A 13,287-nucleotide genomic window follows, 5' to 3' on the forward strand; every position below is an offset into this window, starting at 1 on the left:
GGGCATGAGGACCGCCTACCGCGTCGAGACCGTACGGACCGCCGAACGCGAGCTGATGGCGCGGCTGCCGGAGGGTGCGCTGATGCGCCGCGCCGCCGCCGGACTGGCCGCCGCCTGCGTCGAACTGCTCGGACCGCCGGGCCGCCCCGCCCCGGCCGGTCCCCGCCGCCGGCCGCGCCGCCCGGGAGGGCCCTCCGGCACCTACGGCGCCCGGGTCACGCTGCTGGTGGGCAGCGGGGACAACGGGGGTGACGCGCTGTACGCCGGCGCCCTCCTGGCCCGCCGGGGCGCCGGGGTGACCGCCGTCCTGCTCAGCCCCGACCGGGCGCACCCCGGCGGGCTGCGGGCGCTGCGCACGGCCGGCGGCCGGATCGTCCACGCCACCACGGCCGCCACCGCCACCCCCGGCACGACGCCCGCCACCGCACCCGGTGCCGGCCCCGCGGAGACCGCCGCACCCGGGGAGACCCCGGTGTCCGGCGAGGCGGTGGCGGCCGTGGCAGGCGCCGACCTGGTGATCGACGGCATCGTCGGTATCGGGGGCCGGGGCGGCCTCCGCCCGGTCGCGGAACGGTTGCTGGAGTCGGTCCGCGCCCCCCTGGTCGCCGTGGACCTGCCCAGCGGGGTGGACGCGGACAGCGGCGAGGTGTCCGGTGCGGCGGTCACCGCCGACCTCACCGTCACCTTCGGCGCGTACAAGCCGGGCCTGCTGATCGACCCGGCCCACGAACGGGCCGGCGCGCTGCGGCTGATCGACATCGGGCTGGGCCCCTTTCTGCCGCCGGAGCCGGACGTGGTGGCGCTCCAGCACGCGGACATCGCCCGGCTGCTGCCCGCCCCCGCGCCGGAGAGCGACAAGTACCGGCGCGGTGTGGTGGGCGTGGTGGCCGGTTCGGCGCGCTACCCGGGCGCGGCGGTGCTGGCGGTGGCCGGGGCGCTGCGCGGCGGCGCGGGGGCCGTGCGGTACGTGGGCCCGGCCGCGGACGCGGTGATCGCCCGCTTCCCCGAGGCGCTGGTGCACGCCGGGCCGCCGCACAAGGCCGGCCGGGTCCAGGCCTGGGTGGTCGGGCCGGGGCTCGGTGACGACGAGGACGCCCGGCGCGCGCTGGCCGACGTGGTCGCCTCCGACGTGCCGGTCCTGGTGGACGCGGACGGGCTGCGGCTGCTGCCGGACGCCGGTGAGCGGCGGGCGCCGACCCTGCTCACCCCGCACGCCGGGGAGGCGGCGGCGCTGCTGGGCACCTCCCGCGCGGAGGTGGAGGCGAACCGGCTGCGGTCGGTGCGCGCGCTGGCCGAGCGGTTCGGCGCCACCGCGCTGCTGAAGGGGTCCACCACCCTGATCGCCTCGGCCACCGGCCCGGCCCGGGTCAACCCCACCGGCACCGGCTGGCTGGCCACCGCCGGCAGCGGTGATGTGCTCTCCGGGCTGGTCGGCTCGCTGCTGGCGGCCGGGCTCCACCCGCGCGACGCGGCGGCGGCCGGGGCGTACCTGCACGGGCTCGCCGCCCGCCGGGTGGCCGGCCGGCCGGGGTCGCCGATCACCGCCCACGAGGTGGCGCAGGCGCTGCCGGGGGCGTGGGCGGACGTCCGCACCGGCTGATCCCGAGCGGGCCCGCACGCCGGCGGCCTCCCGGCCACCGCCCGGGACGGGCCCCCGGCGCCGGCGCCCGTCCCGGACCGCTCCCCCGGCGACGCGGGCACCTCCCGGCCGGTCACGCCGGCCCGCCCGTCTCCCGGCGCCGGCGCCTGCCGACCCGGTCATCCGTCCGCCGCCGCCGGACCCTCCCGGTGCCGGTCCTGCCGTTCCACGAGCGCCGCCAGCCCGTCGAGCACGGACCGCAGTCCCATCTCGAACAGCTCGTCCAGGCGCAGGTCGTAGCCGCTCTCGCCGACGGCCGACAGCACCCGTCGGAGGGTCGGGTAGGCGCCGGAGGAGACCAGTTCGGCGAGGGCCGGTTCCTGGGATGCCATCCACTCCTCCTCCGAGACCCCGGTGGCGCTCCGGGCCTGGGCCTCCCGCTCCAGTTGGACGGCGATGCCCTGGACATGGCTGTACAGCAGCACATTGATGTCGAGCATGGTCGCAGCGTCCAGGCCGTGCCCGTCCAGGGCGCTGAGCATCCAGTCCGAGTACGCCATCAGGTTCGGCAGCATCAGCGGGCGGGTGAGCGGTCCGATCTGCGCCAGCCACGGGTGGGCGCGGTGCACCGCCCACAGGGCCCGGGCGCCCATCGCCAGCCGGTCGCGCCAGTGGGCCGGCGGGCGCGCGGGCCACCTCAGCTCACCGAGCACGGTGTCCGCCATCGAGTGGACCAGGTCGTCCTTGCTGGCGACGTAGCGGTACGGCGACATGGCGGCGGAACCCAGCCGCGCCGCGATCCCCCGCATGGAGAGGGCGGGCAGCCCCTCGGTGTCGGCGATCTCGATGGCGGTACGCACGATCCGCTCCCGGGACAGCTCCCGTCCGGGCGCCGCGCCGTGCTCCGGGCCGTCGTCCACCGGCCCCGGACGGGCCCCGCCCCCGGACGGGTGCCCGGCGGAAGCCGCCGGACGCCGCTCGGAACCCGCGGCGCGCCGCTCCGGGACCGCCGGGCGCCGGCGGGGGGCGGCCACCACCGTGCCCACCCTCGGCTGCGCCTCGATCAGCCCCTCCTGGCGCAGCGCGGCCAGTGCCTTGGTCGCGGTGGCCAGGGCCACGCCCCACTCCTGCGCGACCCGGCGCGTGGAGGGCAGCCGGCCACCAGGCGCCAGCTCACCGGTGACGATCCGCCGCCGCAGCTCGCCGGCGATCCGCAGATACGGAGGACGGGTGTCCTCGGACATGTCCGCACTCCTCTCTCCCGCAACACCGCTGTACTAGGACAGAGGCTACCAGCGACAACGGCGCGCCGGCCGTCTCTGACCTAGTACAGCGAGCCGAACAACCCGCCGAAACGACTGCCTCCGGGCCAGGTCTACGACGTACATTCGGCGTCACCGAAAGGACCTGCGGCTTCGGTCGCCGTTCCGCGTACGCCGTAAGAAGGGTTTCCGCCATGCCGATCACCCGTACCGCCCGGCCCGTCTCTCCCGCCCGGACCGCGCTCGTCTCCGGGGCGGGCGTCGCCGGGCTGGCCACCGCCTACTGGCTGCGCCGCCACGGCTGGACCACCACCGTGGTCGAGCGCGCCCCGGCGGTCCGCACCGGTGGCCACGCGATCGACGTGCGCGGGGTCGCCCTCGCCGTGCTGGAGCGGATGGGGCTGCTGGACCAGGTGCGACAGGCACGCACCCGGACCCGCGGGATGACGATGCTCGACGGTGACGGGAGGGAGCAGTGGCGCTCCACCGAAATGGCCCTCAGCAGCGGCCGGCTCGACAGCGACGACTGCGAACTCCTCCGTGAGGACCTGACCCGGCTGCTGTACGAACGGACCGCGCCGGAAACGGAATTCCTCTTCGGCGACTCGGTGGTCACGCTCGACGGCACCCCGGCCGGGACGGACCGGACGGACGGACCGGACGGACCGGACGGGCCCGAGGGGATACGCGTCGGCTTCGAACACGCCCCCGACCGGACGTTCGACCTGGTGGTGGGCGCGGACGGGCTGCACTCGACGGTGCGCCGGCTGGCCTTCGGGGAGGAGGCCCGGTTCGCCCACCACCTGGGCTCCTACGTCGGCGTCTTCTCCACCGACAACTTCCTCGGCCTGGAGGACTGGCAGGTGTGGTCCCAGGACGAGACCACCACCACCTGCGTCTACCCGGTGCGCGACAACACCGAGCTGCGCGCCACCGTCGGCTTCCGGTCCGAGCCGCTCGCCGACCACGACCACCGCGACACGGACGCCCACCGGACGCTGCTCGCCGACCGGCTGGCCCACCTCGGCGGCGACACCCCCCGGCTGCTGAAGGCGATGCACACCGCGCCCGACTTCTACTTCGACGCGATGGCCCAGATCCGGATGGACCGGTGGTCGCGGGGACGGACGGTCCTGGTGGGGGACGCCGGATACTGCCCGTCGCCGCTCTCCGGCCAGGGCACCAGCCTCGCCCTGGTGGGGGCGTACGTCCTCGCCGACGAACTCGCGAAGGCCGGCGGTGACCACCGCGTCGCCCTCCCCCGCTACGAGGAGCGCCTGCGCCCCTTCGTCACCCTCAACCAGGCCCTGGCCACCGAGAACCCGGGCAACCCGGCCGCCGAGGAGTCGGTGGACCGGGCGAAGAACGCGCTCTCGCTCGACGCGTGACACGACGACGTGGTGCGGCGGGCCCCGCCCCGGGGCCCGCCGCACCACGTCGTATTCGCGTGGTCGCGCGCCGCCGGTCAGCCGGCGGGGAACTCCCCGCGCTTCACGGCCGACACGAACGCCGACCAGCCCTCCGCCGAGAACACCAGCGCCGGGCCGGTCGGGTTCTTGCTGTCGCGCACGGGGACGCCGGCGCAGCCGCGCGCCACTTCGAGGCAGTCGCCGTTGCTTCCTCCGCTGTAGCTCGACTTGAACCAGTCGGTGAATGCGGAGGGACCGGGGGCGACGTGCTCACTGCTAACCATGATCGTATTCTTCCGCTACAGCCCTGATGAGGGCCAGGGACTCCTGTCGGGTTGCCGCTTCGCTCAGGGCAAGAGCGTAGGCCGACTGACACGCGCGTACCAGCGACGGGTCATCCATCAAATGCCCGGAGCGGAACCCTTCGACGTACGCGATGGGGGCGGCATCCTCGAAGGTCATGAGAGTCATCATGCTCTCCATCAGCGAGTGTGCCCCCGCCGAGAACGGCAGGACGTGCAGCCGCAGCCGACGTGTCTCCGCCAGGTCTGCGATTCTCCGCAACTGCTCGGCCATCACCCGCCGCCCGCCCACGGGCCTGCGTAGAACCGCTTCGTCCAGCACCGTCCACAGCACCGGCTGCAACGGATCATCGAGAATCCGAACACGGCTCATGCGGTTGACGATCCGCTCGTCAAGATCGGCCCGCTGGTTCGGGCTGTACGCCTCGAAGACCGCCCGCGCATAGGCCTCCGTCTGCAACAAACCGGGGACGAGGGAGATGCTGTACTGCTGGATCTCCACGGCGTGCGGCTCCAACTCCGCCACAACCGCGAAATGGTCAGCGAACTTGGACTCCAGGTCCTCCAGCCACCGCAGGAAGAACCCATCCGTGCCCAACGCCTGATCGATGCGCGCCGCGTCGTCCGGCTTGGGGAGGCGTCGGCCCGCCTCGAAGTGGCTGATCAGGGTGGGCGAGCACACCACGCGCTCGCTCAGCGTCTCCTGGGTCAGCCCGGCGGCCATCCGGCGGAGTCTCAGTTCCTCGCCGTATTTCTCCCTGGGGGTCCGTGGCCTGCGTTCGATCTCCATGGGCAGCTCCCAGTGTTGAAAGAGGCGTTGTCAGCCTCGCCCTACTGGCAGCGTAGGGAGCGGACCCTGCACGCTGTGAGGGAAGCGCCACAGACCGTGAAAAACACATGGGACCCTCGCGACCGAGTGCACCGGCCCGAGGGCGTGGCCCACAGCTACCCAACGGAGGTTGCGGACATGCCCCACGCTATCGCGTGGTTCCTCGACATGCTGCTGCACGCGGTGTTCCGCTCATCGGGCCGTCACCGGGCCACCGGCCGGACCACCACCCGCGGCGCCCGCCGGGCCGCGGAGGCCGGGCCGGTCACCGCCCCACCGGCGGCGCCACCGCCGCACCGCCCCGCGCCCGTTCTCCGCGCCGAGGACGTCGCGCTGGTCCGCCCGTACCGGGTCGCCCACGAGGAACACCAGGAACGCGAGGAGGCACTGCGCCGGTGGCGGCACCGGCGGACCCTGGTGCTCGCGGTGCACGGTGGCCGGATCGACCTCGGCGCGTACCTGATGACGGAGGCGGGCCGGTGAGCGCGCACGCCCGGCTGCTGCCGTGGACCGGACCCGGCGGCCGGCCCGCCTACCTGCTCGCCGACGCGACGGACAGCCATCTGTGGCGGCTGGCCGACGAGATGGAGGCCGTACAGCTGCGCATGGGCGGCGAGATGATCCGGCACGCGCGGGCGGTGGTCGAGGACCGGAAGGCCGACACCGGGCAACTGCGGTACGTCGTCGCCCGGTTGACCGAGGCGCTGACGGACGCGCTGCGCGTCGCCGAGAGCCGTGGCCTGCGGCTGGCGGCCGGGCCGGACACCGGCCCGGCCCCGGGACCGGCGACGGACCCGCCCGGCCCGCCCGGCACCGGCTCCCGCACGGGAGAGGAGGTGGCCCCGGTATGAGTGACTGGCGGATCGGCCCGCGCCCGGGCCACCGGCCACGCCGGGACGGGGACGACGGCGGGGTCGCGGTGCCGCTGACGGTCACCCGCGACGGGCAGGTGGTCGGCGCCGCCGACCTGGTGCTGACCGCGGCGGAGGCGGAGCAGCTGCACGCGGCGCTCTGCTACGCGCTGGACGGCCGGCCGGTCCCGGACTTCGCCCCGGACTGCCGGTACCCGGTCCAGCGGCGCAACGGCGCCTTCCGGTAGGGCCTGCCGGTCGCCCGCCCGCGCCCGCGCCGCGACGGCCGGCGCGGGCGCGCGACCGGTGGCCCCGCGGATACCGGGCCGCCACGGGCCCGGACGCCGGCGCCGGACGTGCACACCGGCCGGTGCGGGCGCCGCGGCGGGTGGCAGGCGGCGGGCGGTGGTGACGGGTCACTCGACGTCCGTCACAGCTGGGCGCGGGCCGTCTCGAAGAGCTGCCGTTGCCGGGCGAGGCCCAGATGCTCTGGATGTCGTTCCTCCCTGTCCGGGTCCATCCCTCCGGAACCGCGAACACCGCCGTGAGCCCTGCTTCCTCCACCCGGCGCCATCCCCGGGGAGGGCGGGCAGCGAAGGGGCGGGCGGCGTGGTGGGAGCGACGGTGGTGGCGGCCGAGGGCGGTGAGGTGGCGGCCGGGGACCCGGAGGAGGCGGCCGGGGGGCGCGGACGAGCTGGCTGCCGGGGTCCCGGTGGAGGCTCGCCCCGCCCGGGATCGTCCGCCATCCGGCCCCCCTTGCCGACACACAGCTGACCGGTGTCATTGAACGGGATCGCGGCGCCGCGGAAAAGACCGGCGGCGGGCGGGAATTCCCGTACCCGAGGGCGCGCCGGTGTCGCCGGGACGGGCCCGTGCCACGCACCGGGGCCGGGCCGCACGGCGAGCGGACGCCGGCCGGGCGCAGGGGCGTGCGCGGGGCGCCGTCGTCGCGGCGCGGGGCGATACGGGCGCGGGACGGAGCGATGGGGCCGGGCCCCCCGTTCCCGGCCCCCCATCGTCTCCCCCGTGGTCCCCGCCGCGCCTGTCGCGCGGGCGGGGGCCGGGCCGCCGCCGCGTTCTCCCACAGGCGGCCCGCGGGCCCTCGGTGCCGTATCGCCACCGTGTGCCCGTGGGAACAGCATGGCCGGTCGGCCACCGGCGGATCGACGTGTTTCGGCCTGGCCCGAACAACGGCATCCCGGACAGGCTCTGGGCCATGCCGCTGCGTATCCACTTCACCGCCCAGGACCTGGCCCGTACCCGTCTGGCGGAGGCACCGCGTCCGATGCTGGAACTGAACATCGCGCTGCGGCTGCTCCAGGAGCAGAGCCACCCGACCCGGTTCGGGCCCTGGCGGCGGGAATCGCTGAAGCGGCTGTCACCGCAGGTGAGGATGTTGTTCGACCTGGTCCCGCCGGTCGGCTGGTCGGTCGACTTCCTGGACCACGCCACGGTGGGCGGCCTCGACGAGGCACTCGACCTGATCCGGGCCACGCCCGCCGCACGCCTGCGCGCGGACATGGAGGCCTGGGCCGAGCGCGGCGGCCGGCGCCCGGTGCCCGCCTGGACCCGGTCGATCGGCTCGGACCGGCGGCTGCTGCTGGAGCTGGCCGACACCGTCGGCCACGTCTACCAGCAGATCATCGCCCCCTACCGGCCGCGGCTGGACGCGCTCGGCGACGCGGACCAGGCGATGCGCCGGCGCCAGCTCGGCCAGGGCGGACTGGACGCCCTGCTGGCCGGGCTCAACCCCCGCCGCATCCGGTGGCGTCCGCCGGTCCTGGAGCTGAGCACGGCGTCCGGCTTCGAGGGCGACATCTGCCTCCAGGGCCGCGGCCTGCTGCTGATCCCCTCCGCCTTCGGCGCGGTGTACCCGGTGCTCAACGACGAGGCCGAACCCCAGCCCTGGATCACGTACCCGGTGGGGCTCCGGGAGACCGACCTGTACCTGCCGCCCACGGACACCGCCCGGGCCCTGAGCACCGTGCCCGACTCGCTGGCGGCGCTGCTCGGCCACACCCGCGCCGTGGTGCTGTGGACCATCGCCCACCATCCCGGCTGCACCACCACCGAACTCGCCCGCCGGGCCGGCATCTCACCGGCCAGCGCCAGCCAGCACGCGACCGTGCTGCGCACCGCCGGGCTGACCACCACCATGCGCCACCACAACACCGCGCTGCACACCGCCAGTCCACTGGGCACCGGCCTCCTCGCCACCGCGTCCTGACCGCCGCCGGACATGGGCCGGCCCCGGGCGGTCCGGGGCGGCCCGGGGGACCCGCACCGCCCGGGGCCGGCTCAGCCCTCCGCGATGACCACCGCGGAGGCGACCCCGGCGTCGTGACTGAGCGACACGTGCCACTGCTTGACGCCGAGTTCGGCGGCGCGGGCGGCCACCGTGCCGCGGACCGACAGCCGGGGCCGGCCGCTGTCCTCGGTGATCACCTCGGCGTCGGTCCAGTACATGCCGCCCGGCGCGCCCAGCGCCTTGGCCAGCGCCTCCTTGGCGGCGAACCGGGCGGCGAGCGACGCCATGCCGCGCCGCTCCCCGCTGGGCAGCAGCAGTTCCCGTTCGACGAAGAGGCGGGCCGCCATGCCCGGGGTCCGCTCCATGGCGTCCGCGAACCGGTCGATCTCGGCGACGTCGATGCCGACTCCGATGATCACCGGGTCACTCCACCGTCACGGACTTGGCCAGGTTCCGCGGCTGGTCCACCTCGTTGCCGCGCGCGGTGGCCAGCTCACAGGCGAACACCTGGAGCGGGACGGTGGCGACCAGCGGCTGGAGCAGCGTGGGGGTCGGCGGGATCTCGATGAGGTGGTCGGCGTAGGGCGCGACCGCCTCGTCGCCGCGCTCGGCGATGACGATGGTGCGGGCGCCGCGGGCCCGGATCTCCTGGATGTTGGAGACGATCTTGTCGTGCAGGACCGACCGGCCGCGCGGCGACGGGACCACGACCACCACCGGCAGGTCGTCCTCGATGAGCGCGATCGGCCCGTGCTTCAGCTCGCCGGCCGCGAAGCCCTCGGCGTGCATGTAGGCCAGCTCCTTGAGCTTCAGCGCGCCCTCCAGCGCCACCGGGTAGCCGACGTGCCGGCCCAGGAAGAGGACGGTGTTCTTGGTGGCGAGGGTGCGGGCCAGCTCGCGCACCGGCTCCATCGTCTCCAGCACCTCGTCCACCTGGGTGCCGATCTCCGACAGCTCGCGGATCACCGCCTGGATCTCGTCACCCCACTTGGTGCCGCGCACCTGGCCCAGGTAGAGGGCGACCAGGTAGCAGGCGACGAGCTGGGTGAGGAACGCCTTGGTGGAGGCGACGGCGACCTCCGGGCCGGCGTGGGTGTAGAGCACCGCGTCCGACTCGCGCGGGATGGTCGAGCCGTTGGTGTTGCAGATGGCCAGCACCTTCGCGCCCTGCTCACGGGCGTGCCGCAGCGCCATCAGGGTGTCCATGGTCTCGCCGGACTGGGAGATGGCGATCACCAGGGTGCGCGAGTCCATGATCGGGTCCCGGTAGCGGAACTCGCTGGCCAGCTCGGTCTCGCAGGGGATGCGGGTCCAGTGCTCGATGGCGTACTTGGCGATCATGCCGGCGTGGAAGGCGGTGCCGCAGGCCACGATGACGACCTTGTCCACCTCCCGCAGCACCGACACCGGGATGCGGATCTCGTCCAGCCGCAGCGAGCCGGAGGCGTCGATCCGGCCCAGCAGGGTGTCGGCGACCGCCTTCGGCTGCTCGGCGATCTCCTTGAGCATGAAGTAGTCGTAGCCGCCCTTCTCGGCGGCCGACGCGTCCCAGTCCACGTGGTACGTACGGACCTCGGCGGGGGCGCCGTCGAAGTCGGTGACCGTCACCCCGTCCCGGCGCAGCTCGACCACCTGGTCCTGGCCCAGCTCGATCGCCTCCCGGGTGTGGGCGATGAACGCGGCGACGTCGGAGGCGAGGAACGCCTCCTCCTCACCGACGCCGACCACCAGCGGGGAGTTGCGGCGCGCCCCGACCACCACGTCCGGCGCGTCGGCGTGCACCGCCACCAGGGTGAACGCGCCCTCCAGCCGGCGGCACACCTGGCGCATCGCCTCGGCCAGGTCGCCGCAGGAGGAGAACGACTCGGCGAGCAGGTGCGCGACCACCTCGGTGTCGGTCTCCGAGGCCAGCTCGTGGCCGCGGTCGGTCAGCTCGGCGCGGAGCGCGGCGAAGTTCTCGATGATGCCGTTGTGGACGACGGCGACCCGGCCGGAGTTGTCCAGGTGCGGGTGGGCGTTGGCGTCCGTGGGCCCGCCGTGGGTGGCCCAGCGGGTGTGCCCGATGCCGGTGCCGCCGGTGGGCAGCGGGCGGTCGGCCAGCTCCTTCTCCAGGTTCGCCAGCTTGCCGGCCTTCTTGGCGGCGGCCAGGCCGCCGTCGGCCAGCACGGCCACACCGGCCGAGTCGTAACCCCGGTACTCCAGCCGCTTCAGTCCGGCGAGCACCACGTCGAGGGCGGACTGCCCTCCCACATAACCAACGATTCCGCACATGGCCGGAAGCCTACGACCCGGGCCGCCGCGGACGCGCGAGGGCCCGGCGGAACGGGCGAGGTGCATAATGCGCGCCAGCGGCCCCCGGCCGCGTCCGCCTCGTCCGTCCTGGGGGTCATGTGCGCCGCGCCACCGTCACCGCCGTCACCGGTCCGCTCCTCGCCGCGCTGCTGGCCACGGCGACCGCCTGCTCCTCGGACTCCGGCGGGGACGGCGGGGACGGGAAGAAGTCCACCCCGGTGTCGGTGGCGGCCGGCGAGACCGGCCGGACCAGCGCCCGGATCACCGAGCGGGTGAAGGTCACCAGCGACAAGGGCGGCTTCGAGCTGACCGCGAGCGGCCCGTTCGACATGGCGAAGGACACCGGGAAGCTGTCGGTGCGGATGCCGGGCGGCGCGATCGACCACATGGACGAGGTCTTCGGTGGCGGGAAGGTCTACCTCCGGCCGCTGGGCAACCTCGGCAAGGACACCTGGGCGGTGATCGACCGGGACCGGGCGCAGGCCCACTACCTGCTGCGGTCCCCGGCGAACGACCCCGAGCACCTGCTGTGGCAGGTCTCCGGCATGCGGGATGTGCGCGAGCGCGGCACCGAGCGGATCCGCGGCGAGCGGACCACGCACTACCGCGGCACCCTCGGCCACGACACCGTCGCCGCCCGGCTGGATCCGCTGACCCTCGCCAAGGTGGAGGCGCTGCGGGAGAAGGAGGGCGAGGACCTGCCGGTCACCGCGGACGCCTGGGTGGACGGGAAGGGGCGGCTGGCCCGGGTGCGGCTCGCCTCCGCGATGGGCGGCACCGAGGTGACCATCACCATGGACCTGACGGACTTCGGGGTGGCGGTCCGGGTGCCGGTCCCCGACCCCACGTCCACCAAGGCGACCGAGACCACCCAGGGCCTGCTGCCGGGCTGACCGCCGGTCCTTCGCCGCCGCACCGGCGCCGGGCCCGCGCGTGCGGCGCCTGCGTGCGCGCGTCCGGTGTGCCGTGGCCTGCGCGTCCGGCCGGATGTCCGGGACCCCGGCCTCCGGCTCTCCCGCGTCCGGGTCTCCCACGTCCGGATCTCCCGCACCCAGGTCTCCCGCGTCCGGGCCCACGGGCTCGGGCCCCGGGTGTCCGGGCCTGCGTGCCCGGCCCCCGGGCGGCTCCGGTGGTCCGGTGTCCGGTCCCCGGACGGCTCCGGCGGCCTCCCGGCGCCTCCCGGGCGGCCGCCGGCCCGTGCCGGTGATCCCCGGGCGACCTGGGGCGCTCCCCGGGGGTTGGCCGAACGTCCTCCGGGTGTTCCCCGGGGGCCTCCCGGCGTTCCCCCGGGGTTCTCCGGGCGTGACCTACTCCACGCCCCACCCGGCCCGCCGAACGCCGACAATGAAGAGGTGATCACGTCCCCAGCGCGCACCGCGTCGCGGCGCACCGAGTCGAGCCCGTACGTGGACCTCTCCCGCGCGGAGTGGAGCGCGTTGCGCGAGAAGACCCCGCTGCCGCTGACCGCCGAGGAGGTCGAGCAGCTCCGCGGGCTGGGCGACGTCATCGACCTGGACGAGGTGCGGGAGGTGTACCTGCCGCTCTCCCGGCTGCTCAACCTCTACGTCGCGGCGACCGCCAACCTGCGGGGCGCGCTCAACACCTTCCTCGGCGACACCAAGAAGGGGAACGGGGCCCAGCCGGGGACCCCGTTCGTGATAGGCGTGGCCGGCAGTGTCGCGGTCGGCAAGTCCACCACCGCCCGGCTGCTCCAGGCGCTGCTGGCCCGCTGGCCCGAGCACCCCCGGGTGGAGCTGATCACCACCGACGGCTTCCTCCACCCCAACGCCGAGCTGCAGCGGCGCGGGCTGATGTCCCGCAAGGGCTTCCCGGAGTCCTACGACCGCCGGGCGCTCACCCGCTTCGTGGCCGACGTGAAGGCCGGGAAGGAGGAGGTGTCGGCGCCGGTGTACTCGCACCTGATCTACGACATCGTGCCCGGCGAGCGGCAGACGGTGCACCGCCCCGACATCCTCATCGTGGAGGGGCTCAACGTGCTCCAGCCCGCGCTGCCCGGCACCGACGGCCGGACCCGCGTCGGACTGGCCGACTTCTTCGACTTCAGCGTCTACGTGGACGCCCGGACCGAGGACATCGAGCGCTGGTACCTGGGCCGGTTCCGGCAGCTGCGGCAGACCGCGTTCCAGAACCCGTTTTCGTACTTCCGCCGCTACACCCAGGTCTCCGAGGAGGAGGCGCTGGACTACGCCCGGATGATCTGGCGGACCGTCAACCGGCCCAACCTGGAGGAGAACGTGGCGCCCACCCGGGGCCGGGCGACGCTGGTGCTGCGCAAGGGGCCGGACCACAAGGTCCAGCGCCTGTCGCTGCGCAAGCTCTGACCGGGCGGGGCCGGCGGCACCGGACCCGGCGGGAGGCACCCGCCCCGGCCGCGCCGCACCGGCCCCCGACGAGCGGCACCCGCTCCGACCACGCCTCCGCACCGGCTCCGACCGGGCGGCACCCGGCGGGGACCCCGGGCGGCCGGACCGTGCCACCGGGCCGGGGTCTACGC

The 13,287-nt window shown here is 74.9% G+C and carries 13 protein-coding genes; 8 read left to right on the plus strand and 5 right to left on the minus strand.

Features of this window, described 5'->3' with window-relative positions; genetic code table 11:
* The first annotated feature begins 4 nt into the window (after window positions 1–4).
* Window positions 5–1,600: an NAD(P)H-hydrate dehydratase gene (locus IHE55_RS11335; RefSeq protein WP_197988919.1), complete on the plus strand. Its 1,596-nt coding sequence runs from the start codon at window positions 5–7 to the stop codon at window positions 1,598–1,600.
* 158 nt (window positions 1,601–1,758) lie between these two features.
* On the opposite strand, the gene IHE55_RS11340 is transcribed toward IHE55_RS11335, so the two are convergent.
* On the minus strand, window positions 1,759–2,823 hold the full coding sequence (locus IHE55_RS11340; protein ID WP_197988920.1) for a TetR/AcrR family transcriptional regulator: 1,065 nt from the start codon (window positions 2,821–2,823) through the stop codon (window positions 1,759–1,761).
* Window positions 2,824–3,035: 212 nt separating this feature from the next.
* On the opposite strand from IHE55_RS11340, the gene IHE55_RS11345 reads away from it, so the two are divergent.
* Window positions 3,036–4,229, plus strand: a complete 1,194-nt coding sequence (locus IHE55_RS11345) for an FAD-dependent monooxygenase (protein WP_197988921.1) — start codon at window positions 3,036–3,038, stop codon at window positions 4,227–4,229.
* 77 nt (window positions 4,230–4,306) lie between these two features.
* Here IHE55_RS11345 and IHE55_RS11350 read toward each other — a convergent pair whose 3' ends face one another.
* Window positions 4,307–4,534, minus strand: coding sequence for a DUF397 domain-containing protein (locus IHE55_RS11350; RefSeq protein WP_197988922.1), 228 nt, complete (start codon window positions 4,532–4,534; stop codon window positions 4,307–4,309).
* Window positions 4,527–5,342: a helix-turn-helix domain-containing protein gene (locus IHE55_RS11355; RefSeq protein WP_197988923.1), complete on the minus strand. Its 816-nt coding sequence runs from the start codon at window positions 5,340–5,342 to the stop codon at window positions 4,527–4,529. Before IHE55_RS11355 ends, IHE55_RS11350 begins: the two co-directional genes overlap by 8 nt.
* Window positions 5,343–5,519: 177 nt before the next feature.
* On the opposite strand from IHE55_RS11355, the gene IHE55_RS11360 reads away from it, so the two are divergent.
* The 4 genes from IHE55_RS11360 (at window position 5,520) to IHE55_RS11375 (ending at window position 8,459) form a co-directional block, all read left to right on the plus strand.
* Complete coding sequence (locus IHE55_RS11360) at window positions 5,520–5,864, plus strand: hypothetical protein (RefSeq protein WP_197992318.1); 345 nt, start codon at window positions 5,520–5,522, stop codon at window positions 5,862–5,864.
* Complete coding sequence (locus IHE55_RS11365; protein ID WP_307826612.1) at window positions 5,861–6,232, plus strand: hypothetical protein; 372 nt, start codon at window positions 5,861–5,863, stop codon at window positions 6,230–6,232. The genes IHE55_RS11360 and IHE55_RS11365 overlap by 4 nt, the downstream gene beginning before the upstream one ends.
* Window positions 6,229–6,480, plus strand: coding sequence for a hypothetical protein (locus tag IHE55_RS11370; protein ID WP_197988924.1), 252 nt, complete (start codon window positions 6,229–6,231; stop codon window positions 6,478–6,480). Before IHE55_RS11365 ends, IHE55_RS11370 begins: the two co-directional genes overlap by 4 nt.
* A 968-nt stretch (window positions 6,481–7,448) precedes the next feature.
* Complete coding sequence (locus IHE55_RS11375) at window positions 7,449–8,459, plus strand: winged helix-turn-helix domain-containing protein (protein WP_197988925.1); 1,011 nt, start codon at window positions 7,449–7,451, stop codon at window positions 8,457–8,459.
* A gap of 71 nt (window positions 8,460–8,530) precedes the next feature.
* Here the strand turns inward: IHE55_RS11375 and IHE55_RS11380 are convergent, their stop codons facing one another.
* A complete protein-coding gene (locus IHE55_RS11380) occupies window positions 8,531–8,899 on the minus strand; it encodes a holo-ACP synthase (protein ID WP_197988926.1) in 369 nt (122 codons plus the stop codon).
* A gap of 4 nt (window positions 8,900–8,903) precedes the next feature.
* Window positions 8,904–10,751, minus strand: a complete 1,848-nt coding sequence (gene glmS / locus IHE55_RS11385) for a glutamine--fructose-6-phosphate transaminase (isomerizing) (RefSeq protein ID WP_197988927.1) — start codon at window positions 10,749–10,751, stop codon at window positions 8,904–8,906.
* A 119-nt stretch (window positions 10,752–10,870) separates the two neighbouring features.
* Between glmS and IHE55_RS11390 the strand changes: the two genes are divergently transcribed.
* Window positions 10,871–11,665 (plus strand): SCO4651 family lipoprotein, encoded by a 795-nt coding sequence (locus IHE55_RS11390; RefSeq protein ID WP_197988928.1) that lies wholly within the window; start codon window positions 10,871–10,873, stop codon window positions 11,663–11,665.
* 459 nt (window positions 11,666–12,124) lie between these two features.
* Window positions 12,125–13,114, plus strand: coding sequence for a type I pantothenate kinase (gene coaA, locus IHE55_RS11395; protein ID WP_197988929.1), 990 nt, complete (start codon window positions 12,125–12,127; stop codon window positions 13,112–13,114).
* Window positions 13,115–13,287 lie beyond the last annotated feature (173 nt).

Origin of the sequence: Streptomyces pactum (genome assembly GCF_016031615.1) — a bacterium.
Taxonomy (GTDB): domain Bacteria; phylum Actinomycetota; class Actinomycetes; order Streptomycetales; family Streptomycetaceae; genus Streptomyces; species Streptomyces pactus.